The organism is Kitasatospora sp. NPDC093806 (assembly GCF_040683335.1).
GTDB lineage: Bacteria > Actinomycetota > Actinomycetes > Streptomycetales > Streptomycetaceae > Kitasatospora.
On the sequence record NZ_JBFBDO010000043.1, the window covers coordinates 47,743 to 61,405 of the forward strand.

Sequence of the window (13,663 nt, forward strand, 5' to 3'; positions counted from 1 at the left end):
CCCAGGCTCGACGACGAGGAGACGCCCATGACATCCATCGACCCGCGCCCCAGGCGACGCCGACTGCTCGGTGGAGCGGCCGCGGCCGCGCTCGGCACCGTGCTCACCTCGGCGGAGCAAGCCTCCGCCCGGGGCACCGGCGCGGACGGCGGAGACGTCACGGCGCGGCTCCGCGCCCTCGAACGGGCGCACGCGGCGCGGCTCGGCGTCGCCGCGCACGACACGGTCACCGGCCGGACGGTGCTCTACCGCGCGGACGAACCGTTCCCCATGTGCTCGACCTTCAAGACGTTCGCCGTCGCCGCGGTCCTCCGGGACCTCGACCGGGACGACAACCAGGACACCCACCAGGACGCCCACCAGGAGACCGACTTCCTCGCCAAGCGCCTCCGGTACACCGAGCAGGACGTCACGGAGTCGGGCTACGCGCCGATCACCGGCCTGCCGGCGAACCTCGCCGGCGGCCTGACCGTCGAGGAGTTGTGCGCGGCGGCGATCGAGTACAGCGACAACGCCGCGGCCAACCTCCTGCTGCGCGAGATCGGCGGGCCGACGGCGGTCACCCGCTTCTGCCGCTCCCTCGGCGACCGGGTCACCCGGCTCGACCACTGGGAACCGGCGCTGAACTCCGCCGAACCCGACCGGGAGAGCGACACCTCCAGCCCCCGCGCCCTCGCCCGCGGCTACGCCCGGCTCATCGTCGGGGACGCGCTCGACACCGCCGACCGGCGGCGGCTGACCGGCTGGCTGCTGCGCAACACCACCGGCGGCCACCGGCTGCGCGCGGGCCTGCCGGACGGCTGGACCGTCGCGGAGAAGACCGGCACCGGCCGGTACGGCACCACCAACGACGTCGGCGTCGCCTGGCCGCCCGGCCACGGGCCGATCGCGATGGCGGTCCTCTCCACCAAGTCCGATCCCGCCGCACCGGCCGACGAGCCGCTGCTCGCCGAGGCGGCCGCGATCCTCGCAACGGCGCTGCGGCGGCCTTGGAACCCTCTCCCTTCGAGCACCTGACGCAGCGTCAGCGATCCGCTGCCCGCAACCGGGGGATGAGGTCGGTGCCGTAGGCGTCGATGGTGGACTCGACCGCGTCGTGCATCGCGTAGATCGCGAACTGGTCGACGCCGAGGGCGCGGAGCTGTTCGAGGCGGGCGAGGTGGGTTTCGACGGGGCCGATGACGCAGAAGCGGTCGACGATCTCGTCGGGGACGAAGCTGGTGTCGGGGTTCCCGGCGCGGCCGTGGTGGCTGTAGTCGTAGCCCTGGCGGTCCTTGATGTAGGCGGTGAGGGCCTCCGGGACGAGGTCGGAGTGCTCGCCGTAGTGGGTGACCAGGTCGGCGACGTGGTTGCCGACCATGCCGCCGAACCAGCGGCACTGCTCGCGGGCGTGGGCCAGGGCGGCCGGGGAGTCGTCGGCGGTGACGTAGGCCGGGGCGGCGACGCAGACGGTGAGCGCGTCGGGGTCGCGGCCGGCCTCGGCGGCGGCCCGGCGGACGGCCTTGACCATGTACTCCGTGAGGTAGGGGTCGGCGAGTTGGAGGATGAAGCCGTCGGCCTGCCGGCCCGTCAGGGCGAGCGCCTTGGGTCCGTAGGCGCCCATCCAGACCGGCAGCGCGGCGCCTTCGCCGACCCAGGGCAGGTGCATCTCGGTGCCGTCGACCTCGGCCGTCCGGCCCTCGGCCAACTCCTTGACGGCGTGGATGGCTTCGGACAGCCGGGCGAGAGTGGCGGGCCGGCGGCCGGCGACCCGCATCGCGGAGTCGCCGCGGCCGATGCCGCAGACGGTCCGGTTGCCGTACATGTCGTTGAGCGTGGCGAAGAGCGAGGCGGTGACCTCCCAGGTGCGGGTGGAGGGGTTGGTGACCATCGGGCCGACGGTGAGGGTTTCGGTCTCGGCGAGGATCCGGCTGTAGATGACGAAGGGTTCCTGCCACAGGACGCAGGAGTCGAAGGTCCAGCCGTGGCTGAAGCCGGCCCGCTCGGCGCGGATCATGCGGTCGATGAGCAGGCGGGCGGGCGGGTCGGTCTGCAGGACGAGGCCGATGTCCATGGCGGGCTCCGGAAGTCGAGGGAGAGGCGGAGGGGAGAGCAGCGGGAGGCCCCGCCCGGAGCGGACCCCCGGGCGGGACGCGTTCGGGACGCGTTCAGGACGCGTTCAGGACGTGGCCGGAGCGCAGTCGGGAGCGGTCGGACGGCGCCGGGTCAGTCCAGGTACCGGCAGGTGTCCCGGCGCAGGAAGGTGCCGTGGCCGGCCCGGCCGAGCCAGGTGCCCCGGTCGAGGACGACGGTGCCCCGGGACAGGACGGTGCGGGCACGCCCGGTGAGGGTGCGCCCCTCGTACGCCGAGTAGTCGACGTTCATGTGGTGGGTGGCGGCCGAGACGGTCTGGACGGCCGTGGGGTCGTAGACGACCAGATCGGCGTCGGCGCCGGGGGCGACGGTGCCCTTGCGCGGGTGCAGGCCGAACATCCGGGCCGGGGTGGTGCAGGCGATCTCGATCCAGCGGCGGCGGCTGATGTGCCCGTCCACGACGGCCTGGTGGAGGAGGTCCATCCGGTTCTCCACGCCGGGCAGGCCGTTGGGGATCTTCGAGAAGTCGCCGCGGCCGAGCTCCTTCTGGCCGGTGTAGCAGAACGGGCAGTGGTCGGTGGAGACCACCTGGAGGTCGTTGGTGCGCAGGCCGCGCCAGAGCGCCGCCTGGTGCTCGCGGGGCCGCAACGGGGTGCTGCACACGTACTTGGCGCCCTCGAAGCCGTCCGTCCCCTCCTCGGCGAGGTTGTCGGTGGAGAGGAAGAGGTACTGCGGGCAGGTCTCGCCGAAGACGGGGTGACCGTCGTCGCGGGCGCGGGCGAGTTCGGCGAGGGCGGAGGCGGCGGAGACGTGGACGACGTAGAGCGGACTGCCCGCGACCTGGGCGAGCTTGATGGCGCGGTGGGTGGCCTCGGCCTCCAGGAGTTCGCGCCGCACCTCGCCGTGGACCCGGGGCGCGGTGCGTCCGGCGGCGAGGGCCTGTTCGACCAGGACGTCGATGGCGATGCCGTTCTCGGCGTGCATCATGATCAGCCCGCCGTTGGCGGCACCGCGCTGCATGGCGCGCAGGATGCGGCCGTCGTCGCTGTAGAAGACGCCGGGGTAGGCCATGAACAGCTTGAAGGAGGTGGACTCGCCGGATTCGACGAGGGTGTCCATCTCCTTGAGGACGGCGTCGGTGACGTCGGAGACGATGGTGTGGAAGGCGTAGTCGATCGCGCAGTTGCCCTCCGCCTTGGCGTGCCAGGCGTCGAGTCCCTCGCGCAGGGCGCCGCCGACGGGCTGGACGGCGAAGTCGACGATGGTGGTGGTGCCGCCCCAGGCGGCGGCGCGGGTGCCGGTCTCGAAGGTGTCGGAGGCGTGCGTGCCGCCGAACGGCAGCTCCATGTGGGTGTGGGCGTCGACGCCGCCCGGGATGACGTAGTGACCGGTCGCGTCGATGACGGTGTCGGCGGTCCAGGCCGCGGCGGCCTCGCTGCCGGTGACGGCGAGCGCGGCGATCCGCTCGCCCTCGATCAGGACGTCGGCGTGGAGCTCCTCGGTGGCGGTGACGACGAGGCCGCCGCGGACGACGGTGCGGGCGCCGGGGTCGCGCGTGGTCATCGGGCTGCTCCTCACGCCTGGGTCAGCGGACCGTACGCGTCCGGGCGGCGGTCGCGGTAGAACGCCCACTGCTGGCGGACCTGTTCGATCAGGCCGAGGTCGAGGTCGCGGACGACGAGTTCCTCCGCCTTGTCGGAGGCGGGCTCGCCGACGAACTGGCCGCGCGGGTCGACGAAGTAGGAGGTGCCGTAGAAGTCGTTGTCCCCGTACTCCTCGGTGCCGACGCGGTTGATGGCGGCGACGAAGTACTCGTTGGCGACGGCGGCGGCGGGCTGTTCGAGCTGCCAGAGGTAGGCGGAGAGGCCGCGGCTGGTGGCCGAGGGGTTGTAGACGATCTGCGCACCGGCCAGGCCCAGGGCGCGCCAGCCCTCGGGGAAGTGGCGGTCGTAGCAGATGTACACGCCGACCTTGCCGACGGCGGTGTCGAAGACCGGCCAGCCGAGGTTGCCGGGCTTGAAGTAGTACTTCTCCCAGAAGCCCTTGACCTGCGGGATGTGGTGCTTGCGGTACTTGCCGAGGTAGCTGCCGTCGGCGTCGATCACGGCGGCGGTGTTGTAGTAGACGCCGGTCTGCTCCTCCTCGTAGACCGGGACGACGAGGACGAGGCCGAGCTCGCGGGCGAGTTCGCGCATCCGGCGGACGGTGGGCCCGTCCGGGACGGCCTCGGCCCACCGGTAGTGCTCGGGCTCCTGCACCTGGCAGAAGTACGGGGCGTTGAAGACCTCCTGGAAACCGAGGATCTTCGCGCCCTGGGCGGCGGCCTCGCGGGCGTACCGCTCGTGGAGGGCGATCATGCTCTCCTGGTCGCCGGTCCAGCGGGTCTGGACGAGGGCGGCACGGACGATCTGCGACATGGGTACCTCCGCAACTCCGCGGCCCGTCCGGGAGGGTACGGGCCCGCGGTCTGAGGGTTGACGGGGTCTACGTGCGTAGAAAGTTGGTGCGTCGACCGTAGGCCCGGCCTCGGTCGCCTGACAATACGTCGGACGTAACGCGCCGGGGGCGGTCTTGTTACGCGGACACGCGGGGTCTCGTAGGTGGGATGAAACGGTCATCTACCCCGTGAGCACACTCCTTACTCATTCGAGTGAATCCATGCGCGAGGTGGTGCAGATCGGGGCAGGAAGGTCCATGATGCTGCTCCGGTTCGTCACCGGAGGGTGCGTCACCGGAGGATCCGCTACCGCCGGATCCGTCACCGCAGGGGGAGGTGATCCGCCGTGACGGCTGTGCCGGGCCGGAAGGCCGCGGTGCCGCCCTGGGCCGGGGTGCTGCTCGGGCTCGGCGCGCCCGTGCCGGCCGCGCTGGGCTGGCTGCTGTTCGTCCGCTGGACGCCCGCCGGCCAGGGCGCCCGGGATGTCCGGCTCCAGCTGGCCGGCTCGCGGTCCGCCGCCGAGGCCGTGATCGCCGGCCGGGCGGACGGCTTCCGCGCCTCGCTGGACGCCGACCTCTGGCTGATCGCCGGCTACGCGCTGACCCTGGCGGCGGCCGGGCTGCTCGGCGGGTACGTGTTCACCCGGGCGCACTGGCGGCTGACCGCGGTCCTGGCCGGCCTCGCCGGGGTCCTGGCCGGGGCCTGCGACCTCGCCGAGGACGTCCTGCTGGACGCCGGGCTGGGCCGGTCCGGCCCGGGTCCGGCCGGCGGCGACGCGCCGTTCGCCGCGGCCGCCGCGTTCGCCACCGTCAAGTGGCTGCTGCTCCTGCCGGCGGGCGCGGTCGCCGCGGTCGTCTGCGCCGCCACCGTGCACCGGGCGGTGCGCGGGCTGCTCCGGCGCCCGCCGGAGGACGGCGGCGAGCGGCCCGACGGAGCGGTGCCCACGGGGGACGCGGAGCAGGCCGACCAGGCCGGGCGGACCGACCAGGCCGACCCGGCCGACCGGGCCGACCAGGCCGACCAGGAACGGCGGCCGGGCGGCCACCGCCCGCCGCGCGCGGTGGCGACCGGCCACGGCGGGAGCACGGGCCGCTCACCCGGCAGGCCCGCTGGCACAACGCCGCCCGGGTGCCGCCGGGCCGCGAGCACGCCCGGCTCGGCTTCTGCGTCTCCGGCGGCGGCATCCGCTCGGCCTGCGTCACCCTCGGCGCGCTCCAGGCGCTCCGCCCCTGGCTGAAACAGGCCCGCTACCTGGTCTCCGTCTCCGGCGGCGGCTACACCGTCGGCGCGCTGCAACTGGCGCTGAGCGACTCCGCGCCCGGCGGGCCGGTCCACGCGCGGTCGGGGCTGACCGCCGACACCGTCCTCGAACCCGGCTCGCCCGAGGAGGACCACCTCCGGCGCCACTCCAAGTACCTGGCGGACGGGGCCGGCGAGTGGCTGATAGCGCTCGGCACCCTGCTGCGCGGCCTGGTCGCGGCGCTCGGCCTGCTGCTCGCCGCCGTCCTGGTGCTCGGCCTCGGGCTGAGCCGCTTCTACCACCTCGTCCCGCTCACCGACCTGGACGGGCTGGCCGCCGTCGGCCTGCACACCGGCGGTCCCGGCACCGCCGGCGGGCCGGCCGGCCACGTTCCCGGGCTGGTCCTGCGCGATCCGGCCCTGTTGGCGCTCGCCGGACTGCTCGCGGCCGCCGCCACCGGCTGGCTGCTCTGGCTGCTGACCTTCTCCTGGCTCGGCTGGAACACCCTGCTGCCGCGCGCCCTGCGCCGGTTCTCGCACGGCGCGCTCGCCTTGGCCGCGCTGCTCGCGCTCGGCGTGCTGGCGGTGCCCGGCCTGGCCTGGGGCGCGGTCCGACTGCAACAGACGCTCGCGGTCGGCGCCCAGCGGACCGGGGCGGGCATCAGCCTCACCGTGCTGCTCAGCTACCTGGCGCTGCTGCTCGGCATCCTCTGGCACGGCCGCCACGCCATCGAGCAGGGCGCGGCCGTGCTCGGCGGGCTGGTGCGCGGGGCCCGACGGGTCGGCGGCGGCCGCACCGGGCGGATCGCCGAGTACCTGGTGCTCTGGTCGGCGCTGACGGCGCTCTCCGTGGGCACCCTGCTGACCTTCGGGTGGGCCGTGGCCACCGGGCACCACTGGCCGGCCGCCGTCCAGGTGCTGCTGCCACTGGTCCTGGTCACGGTCGGATTCAACCTCGACCAGACCTGGATGGGTCTGCACCCGTTCTACCGGCGCCGACTCGCCTCGGCCTTCGCCGTCCGCCGGGTGGTCGAGAACGGCGGGGACGGGAGTGGGAGCGGCGGCGGGGAGTCGCTGGCCCGGCCGTACCACTTCTTCCGCGAACAGACCCGGCTCAGCCACTACGGCGCCCGGCACCCGGACTTCCCCCAGGTGATCTTCGCGGCGGCGGCCAACCTCTCCGGCAGCGCGCGCACCCCACCGGGGCGGCGGGCGGTGTCGTTCACCTTCTCGTCCGACTACGTGGGCGGGCCGGACGTCGGGTACGCGCGCACCGACCTGCTGGAGCGCCGGACTCGCCGGCACATCGCCCGGGACCTCACCGTGCAGTCCGCGATGGCCGTCTCAGGCGCGGCGTTCTCCTCCGCGATGGGCCGTCAGTCCCGCGCCTACCAGGGGCTGTTCGCGGTCACCAACGCGCGGCTGGGCACCTGGCTGCCCAACCCGGCGGCGCTCGGCCCGCTCTGGGCGGCCGACCGGGACTGGCGGTACGCGCCGCAACCCGCCGTCCGCCGGCTCCCGTACCAGCTGCGCGAGGCCTGCGGACGGTACCCGATGGACGCCCGGTTCCTGCTCACCACCGACGGCGGGCACTACGAGAACCTCGGACTGGTCGAGCTGCTCCGGCACGGTGTGCGGACGGCCGTCTGCATCGACGCGAGCGGCGACTCCGCCTTCGCGACCACGCTGGCGGCGGCGATCACCCTGGCCCGGGAGGAGCTCGGCATCATCATCACCCTGCGCGAGCCCGAACTGCTGATCCCGGGCAGCGCGGGGAACGGGCGGGACGGGCGGGACGGACGCGCGCCGCTGCGCGGCCTGGCGGCGCACCTGGCCGACCGGCTCTCCGCCCGCGCGGTGGTGGTCGGCGACATCGAGTACCCGTGGCCGCTGGACCTCGGGGGCGCCGAAGGAGCCGAGGGCGCGGAGACCTCCGAGGGCTCCGGGGACCCGGCCGGTGCGGCGGCGGGCCGGCGGGGCACGCTGATCGTCGCGCAGGCCGTGCTCACCCCCGACATGCCGTACGAGCTGCACGCCTACGCCGTGGGCGATCCGGTCTTCCCGAACGACAGCACCAGCGACCAGTGGTTCGACCACCGGCAGTTCGACGCGTACCAGACCCTCGGCCGCTACCTGGGCGAACAGGCCGCGCCGGTGGTCGCGGCGGTCCTGGCGGAGGCCGACGAGCGGGACGGGGCGGGGGACAGCACGCGGGGCGGGGCGGAGGACGGGGCGGGGGCCGATGCTCGGCGGACCGTTCCGGCGCCCGCGCCGGTCCCGGAGGCGGAGCAGGACCCGTCGACCGACGCGGCGAAGGGGCGCGTCGCGGCGGCGGCCGACGACCTGAGTCCCACCCCGCCCGACCAGCGGCGCGACACCCGGCGCTGACGCTTCTCGCTTGACTCGCGCCCGCTCCGTCGGGAAGGATCCGGCGCATGGACTCCGGCACCACTCTGGTCTGCCGCCTGCACGTCGATCTCCGACGCCAGGCGAGTTCCATCTGTGCCTGTTGACCTGTCCTTTCCCGTCGGCCCCTCCCTGTGACGTCTGCCAGGGCCCGCGCCGCGCACCCGCACTCCTGACACGCCCCCGCCCGGCGTGACCGTGCCGCCTGCCGTCTCCACCGGTCGGGCGCGCACCCCTCCGCACCGCTGCGCACGGCACCGCCCGCCCAGCTCCCGCCTTCTCCGAGGACACCCGTATGAGCCTGGAGCTCGCCACCTCCGCCAACCCTGTCCCCGACGCCCCTGACTCTGGTCCGGCCGCCGCTCCCCCCGGCGGGGAGACCCGGGTGCCGCTCACCCCGAGCGCCCTGCGGGCGATCGTCCGCGACCTGGCCGAACAGCCCGACCAGTGGATCCACCACGTCCGGCTCTCCACCGAGGAGCGCTGGTACCGGCGGCTGGACGCCGACGAGGACCACGAGGTCTGGCTGATCAGCTGGCTGCCCGGCCAGTCCACCGGGTTCCACGACCACGGCGGCTCGCGCGGCGCGTTCACCGTCGCGCTGGGCGAGTTGGAGGAGCTGTCGCTGGGCGGGCCCGAGCAGGGCCTGCTGATCCGCCGGCTCCAGTCCGGCACCGTCCGCGCGTTCGGCCCCGAGTACGTGCACGACGTCCGCAACACCGCGTCCGGGCCGGCCGTGACCCTGCACGCCTATTCGCCGCCGCTCAGCTCGATGGCGCACTACGACCTGCGGGCCGGTGGCCTGGTCCGCACCTCCGAGGAAGGACCCGAACAGTGGTGACCACGATCGACGACCTGGTGGAGCGCGCCCGCGACGGAATCCACCGGCCCCGCGCCGAGGAGGCGTACCGCGCCCAGCGTGACGGCGCGCTGCTGGTGGACATCCGCCCGGCGGCGCAGCGGGCGGCCGAGGGGGAGATCCCGGACGCGCTGATCATCGAGCGCAACGTGCTGGAGTGGCGGCTCGATCCGACGGGCAGTCACCGGATCCCGGAGGCGACCGGGTACGACCTGGCGGTGATCGTGCTCTGCTCGGAGGGGTACGCGTCGAGTCTGGCGGCCGCCTCGCTGCGTGAGCTGGGCCTGCACCGGGCGACCGACCTCGACGGCGGCTTCGTCGGCTGGGCGGCGGCCGGGCTGCCGACCACTCCCGGGTCCCGGTAAATCAGGGACAGCGGGTTAGTCAGGTCATAGGCTGAACCGAGTTGTGCCTGATGCGGTGTCGTCCCGTGCGCCACCGTTTGTCGACAAAACGTCACCGAACCACCGACCGACCGACCAACCGACCGCTAAGCCGACCGACCGCTGAGCAGACCGCGAGACCGACCGCTGCACACCATCGGCGCCGCACCGCCGGGACCGCCGAGACGAGGAAACCCCCCGTGATCAGATTCGACGGCGCGGGCAAGCGCCACCCCGACGGCACCATCGCCGTCGAGGGCCTCGACCTCGACGTACCCACCGGCCGGACGACCGTCCTGGTCGGCCCGTCCGGCTGCGGGAAGACGACCCTGCTGCGCATGGTCAACCGCATGGTCGAGCCGACGTCGGGCCGGGTCCTGCTGGACGGCGCCGACGTCGCCGGGCTGGACCCGGCCAAGCTGCGGCGCGGCATCGGGTACGTGATCCAGCAGGCCGGGCTCTTCCCGCACCGCCGGGTGATCGACAACATCGCGACCGTCCCCTACCTGCTCGGCTGGGACCGGAAGAAGGCCCGCGCCCGGGCGGCCGAACTGCTCGACCTGGTCGGGCTCGCGCCGGAGACCGCCAAGCGGTACCCGTTCCAGCTCTCCGGCGGGCAGCAGCAGCGCGTCGGCGTCGCCCGCGCGCTGGCCGCCGACCCGCCGGTACTGCTGATGGACGAGCCGTTCAGCGCCGTCGACCCGGTGGTCCGCGCCGGGCTCCAGGACGAGCTGCTCCGCCTCCAGTCCGAGCTGCACAAGACCGTCCTGTTCGTCACACACGACATCGAGGAGGCGGTCCGGCTCGGCGACCAGGTCGTGGTGCTGCGCGAACGGGGCCGGATCGCCCAGCTCGCCGACCCGCACACGCTGCTCACCGCGCCCGCCGACGAGGACGTCGCCGCGTTCCTCGGCCGCGACCGGGGGCTGCGCGGACTCGGCCTGCGCCCCGCCGCCGCCATCGCCGTCCGACCCATACGCGACGGACTGCGCTTCGGCGGGTGGGAGCTGGCGCTGGACGACGAACGCCGCCCGATCGGCTGGATCGACCGGGACGCCACGGGCACCGCCCTGCAGCCCGCGCCCGCGTTCCGCCCCGGGACCGACACCCTGCGCGGGGCACTGGACGCCGTCGTGCTCTCCCCGACCGGGGTCGCGGTCGCCCTGGACGCCGAGGGCCGGGCCACCGGCACGGCCGACCGCGAGGCCGTCCTGGCCGCGCTCGCCGCCGCCCCGGCCGCCCCCGCCACAGAGGCGGAGGCTGCCGCCGAAACCGAGACGGACGGAGCCGGCGGTGGACGATGAACCGATCGTCCGCTGGTACTGGATCGGCGACCACATCGGCTACCTCGGCGACCTGCTCGCCGACCACGCCGTCATCGCACTGCTCCCGGTCCTGATCGGCCTGCTGCTCGCGATCCCGCTCGGCCTGGCCTGCGCCCGCTTCCCCCGCCTCTACCAGCCCCTCGCCGCCGTCTTCAACATCGTCTACGCGCTGCCCTCGCTGGCCGTCTTCGTCGTGCTCATCCCGTACACCGGGCTGGCCACCCAGGCGACCGTGATGGTCCCGCTCACCTTCTACGCGCTCGCCGTGCTGCTGCCCACCACCGTGGACGGGCTGCGCGCCGTCCCCGACCCGGTCCGGCAGGCCGCGACCGCCATGGGCTACGGGCCCTGGCACCGGCTGGCCGCCGTCGAACTGCCCGCCGCCGTGCCCTATCTGGTGGCCGGCCTGCGGGTGGCCGCCGTCTCCAGCATCTCGCTGGCCTCGGTCGGCGCCCTGGTCGGCCGCGGCGGGCTCGGCTACCTGTTCATCGACGGGTTCCAGCGCACCTTCCCGACCCCGATCGTGGCCGGGATCGTCCTGATCGCCGCACTCGCCCTGGCCGTGGACCTGCTGCTGGTCGGCGCCCGGCGACTGCTCGCCCCCTGGGCCGTCCGGGAGAAGGGAGCGGGCCGATGAACTGGCTCACCTGGCTGGGGGACTTCTTCTCCGCCCCGGACCGCCGCACCGGTCCGAACTCGATCCTGAACCGGATCGCCGAACACCTGCTGCTCTCCGGCGAGGCACTGCTCTACGCCGCCCTGCTCGCCGTCCCGCTCGGCCTGCTGATCGGCTACACCGGACGCGGCGTCACCGCGGTGACCGCCCTGGCCGGCGCCGCCCGCGCGCTGCCGACGCTCGGCCTGGTGACGCTGGCGGTGCTGCTCGCCGGGGTCGGCGACACCGCCGTCCTCATCCCGCTGGTCGCGCTCGCCGCGCCGCCGCTGCTGGTCGCCGCCGTCGAGGGGGTGCGCGGCACCGACCCGGACGTGCGGGACGCGGCGCGCGGGGTCGGGCTGACCCACCCGCAGGTGCTGTGGCAGGTCTGCCTGCCGTCCGCGCTGCCGACCCTGCTGGCCGGCTTCCGGACCGCGACCGTGCAGGTCATCGCCACCGCGACGGTGGCCGCGTACGTCGGACTGGGCGGCCTCGGCCGCTACGTCATCGACGGGCTGGCCACCCGGGACTACGCGGTGACGGTCGGCGGCGCGCTGCTGGTCGTCCTGCTCGCCGTCGCCGCCCAGCTGTTCTTCGCGCTGCTCGCCCGGTACGCGCTGCCGCCCGGGCTGCGCGCCCAGCAGCGGGCCGCCGCCCGGCAACCGTCGTGACCGCCACCTCCGGCGCCACCTCCACCTACTCCTCCACTGCCACTCCCACCTCCACTGCCGCTTCGACCACGCGAGACACCCACCCCGAGAGGACCCGTATCACCATGTCGGCATCGACAGCGTCACCCGCAACCGCGACTCCGCCCGCGCCGCGCAGGGCCGGGGGCCGCCGGGCCGCCGCCCTCGCCGCGCTGGCCACGCTCGCCCTCACCGCGACCGCCTGCTCCTCCTCCGGCGGCGACCCGCTGGGCGGCGGCGCGTCCTCCTCCGCACCCGGCGGCTCCGGCACCGCGCCCGGCACCGCTTCCGGCGCTTCCGGCGGCGCCGGGGGCACGGTCGTGATCGGCTCGGCCAACTTCCCGGAGAACGTGCTGCTCGGCTCGATCTACTCGCAGGCGCTCAAGGCCAAGGGCGTCAAGGTCGAGGAGAAGTTCAACATCGGCAGCCGCGAGGTGCTCTACGGCCAGCTGCAGAGCGGCAACCTGGGCGTGCTGCCCGAGTACAACGGCGCGCTGCTCGCCTACCTCGGCGGCAAGGCCGCCGCCCCAACCACGGAGGCGGTCAACGCCGAGCTGACGAAGACGCTGCCGGCCACACTCGCGATCCTGAAGTCCTCCCCCGCCGAGGACAAGGACACCCTGAGCGTCAGCCAGGAGACCGCCGACAAGTACGGCCTCAAGAGCATCGCCGACCTGGCCGGCAAGGCGGGCGAGTTCACCATCGGCGGCCCGCCGGAGTTCAAGAGCCGCCAGGAGCAGCCGCTCAAGGACGTCTACGGGCTGACCTTCAAGGAGTGGAAGCCGACCGGCGAGACCACCGCCAACGCCGTCAAGGACGGCTCGGTGCAGGTCGGCAACGTCTTCTCGACCGACCCGAAGATCTCCCAGCTGAAGCTCGTCCCGCTCACCGACCCGAAGAACCTGTTCGGCGCGCAGAACGTCACCCCGCTGGTCAACAAGGCCAAGGTGGACGCGACGGCGAGCGCCGCGCTCGACGCGGTGTCGGCCAAGCTGGACACGGCGGGGCTGCTGGCGCTGATGAAGAAGGTCGCGGTCGACAAGGAGGACCCGTCGGCGGTGGCCAAGGACTGGCTGAAGAGCAACGGGCTGTCCTGATCCGGGCGTCGTGATCGGAATGCCGTGATCGGGCAGTCGTGATCAGAGAGCCGTGAGGCGTCGTGCGGGGCCGGTCGGGAGGACGGCCCCGCACGGTGCCAACGGTCGGCACCGGGTGCCGATCCCGGCTCCGGCAGATCTTCCCTAGAACGGCGCGAACATGACAGTGTGACGACATGCGCACTCGTCTCCTCGCCGCCACCCTCACGGCATTCGCCGCGGTGAGCCTCGCCGCCTGTTCCAGCTCCGGCTCGGGCACCGGCGCCACCGCGGCCGGCGCCACCGCATCCGGCAGCACCGTCTCCGGCGCCCCCAGTACGCCGTCCGACGCCGGGGCATCCGCCTCCGTACCCGCCGCGACCACCGCGCCGGACGTCCCGGCCGCCTCCGCCGCTGCCTCCGCGTCCGGCACCGGTGCCGGTTCCACCGGCGCGCCCGCGACCGGGCGCCCGGGGTGGGCGCGGTGCCGGTCGTCCCCGGCGCGGACGGCTTGGCGCTCG

13 protein-coding genes and 1 pseudogene are annotated in these 13,663 nt (G+C 74.1%); 11 read left to right on the forward strand and 3 right to left on the reverse strand.

All coding sequences use genetic code 11. From position 1 onward, the window contains the following. Positions 1-27: 27 nt before the first annotated feature. Entirely contained in the window at positions 28-1,017 is a 990-nt protein-coding gene (gene bla, locus AB0N76_RS21025) for a class A beta-lactamase (protein ID WP_363559007.1), read from the forward strand. A gap of 7 nt (positions 1,018-1,024) precedes the next feature. On the opposite strand, the gene AB0N76_RS21030 is transcribed toward bla, so the two are convergent. From AB0N76_RS21030 to AB0N76_RS21040, 3 genes are all read right to left on the reverse strand, one after another. Next, complete coding sequence (locus AB0N76_RS21030) at positions 1,025-2,053, reverse strand: TIGR03842 family LLM class F420-dependent oxidoreductase (protein ID WP_363559008.1); 1,029 nt, start codon at positions 2,051-2,053, stop codon at positions 1,025-1,027. 152 nt (positions 2,054-2,205) lie between these two features. Further along, positions 2,206-3,636, reverse strand: a complete 1,431-nt coding sequence (gene hydA, locus AB0N76_RS21035; protein WP_363559009.1) for a dihydropyrimidinase — start codon at positions 3,634-3,636, stop codon at positions 2,206-2,208. 11 nt (positions 3,637-3,647) lie between these two features. Beyond that, complete coding sequence (locus AB0N76_RS21040; protein ID WP_363559010.1) at positions 3,648-4,490, reverse strand: nitrilase-related carbon-nitrogen hydrolase; 843 nt, start codon at positions 4,488-4,490, stop codon at positions 3,648-3,650. Positions 4,491-4,856: 366 nt separating this feature from the next. On the opposite strand from AB0N76_RS21040, the gene AB0N76_RS21045 reads away from it, so the two are divergent. The 10 genes and pseudogenes from AB0N76_RS21045 to AB0N76_RS21090 all read left to right on the forward strand — a co-directional run. Next, on the forward strand, positions 4,857-5,747 hold the full coding sequence (locus AB0N76_RS21045) for a hypothetical protein (protein WP_363559011.1): 891 nt from the start codon (positions 4,857-4,859) through the stop codon (positions 5,745-5,747). After that, positions 5,639-8,137 carry a hypothetical protein gene (locus tag AB0N76_RS21050; protein ID WP_363559012.1) on the forward strand — a complete coding sequence of 833 codons (2,499 nt, stop codon included), beginning with the start codon at positions 5,639-5,641 and terminating at the stop codon, positions 8,135-8,137. The genes AB0N76_RS21045 and AB0N76_RS21050 overlap by 109 nt, the downstream gene beginning before the upstream one ends. 47 nt (positions 8,138-8,184) lie before the next feature. Beyond that, positions 8,185-8,262 (forward strand): putative leader peptide, encoded by a 78-nt coding sequence (locus tag AB0N76_RS21055; protein ID WP_101948289.1) that lies wholly within the window; start codon positions 8,185-8,187, stop codon positions 8,260-8,262. 188 nt (positions 8,263-8,450) lie between these two features. Further along, complete coding sequence (locus AB0N76_RS21060) at positions 8,451-8,996, forward strand: cysteine dioxygenase (protein WP_363559013.1); 546 nt, start codon at positions 8,451-8,453, stop codon at positions 8,994-8,996. Further along, complete coding sequence (locus tag AB0N76_RS21065; protein ID WP_363559014.1) at positions 8,990-9,379, forward strand: rhodanese-like domain-containing protein; 390 nt, start codon at positions 8,990-8,992, stop codon at positions 9,377-9,379. The genes AB0N76_RS21060 and AB0N76_RS21065 overlap by 7 nt, the downstream gene beginning before the upstream one ends. Before the next feature lie 218 nt (positions 9,380-9,597). Next, positions 9,598-10,701, forward strand: a complete 1,104-nt coding sequence (locus tag AB0N76_RS21070; protein ID WP_363559015.1) for an ATP-binding cassette domain-containing protein — start codon at positions 9,598-9,600, stop codon at positions 10,699-10,701. Continuing rightward, positions 10,691-11,359 carry an ABC transporter permease gene (locus AB0N76_RS21075; protein ID WP_363559016.1) on the forward strand — a complete coding sequence of 223 codons (669 nt, stop codon included), beginning with the start codon at positions 10,691-10,693 and terminating at the stop codon, positions 11,357-11,359. Before AB0N76_RS21070 ends, AB0N76_RS21075 begins: the two co-directional genes overlap by 11 nt. After that, a complete protein-coding gene (locus tag AB0N76_RS21080; protein WP_363559017.1) occupies positions 11,356-12,048 on the forward strand; it encodes an ABC transporter permease subunit in 693 nt (230 codons plus the stop codon). Before AB0N76_RS21075 ends, AB0N76_RS21080 begins: the two co-directional genes overlap by 4 nt. Positions 12,049-12,152: 104 nt before the next feature. After that, complete coding sequence (locus AB0N76_RS21085) at positions 12,153-13,163, forward strand: ABC transporter substrate-binding protein (protein WP_363559018.1); 1,011 nt, start codon at positions 12,153-12,155, stop codon at positions 13,161-13,163. A 176-nt stretch (positions 13,164-13,339) separates the two neighbouring features. Next, a pseudogene (locus AB0N76_RS21090) lies at positions 13,340-13,663 on the forward strand (hypothetical protein); the annotation flags it as partial.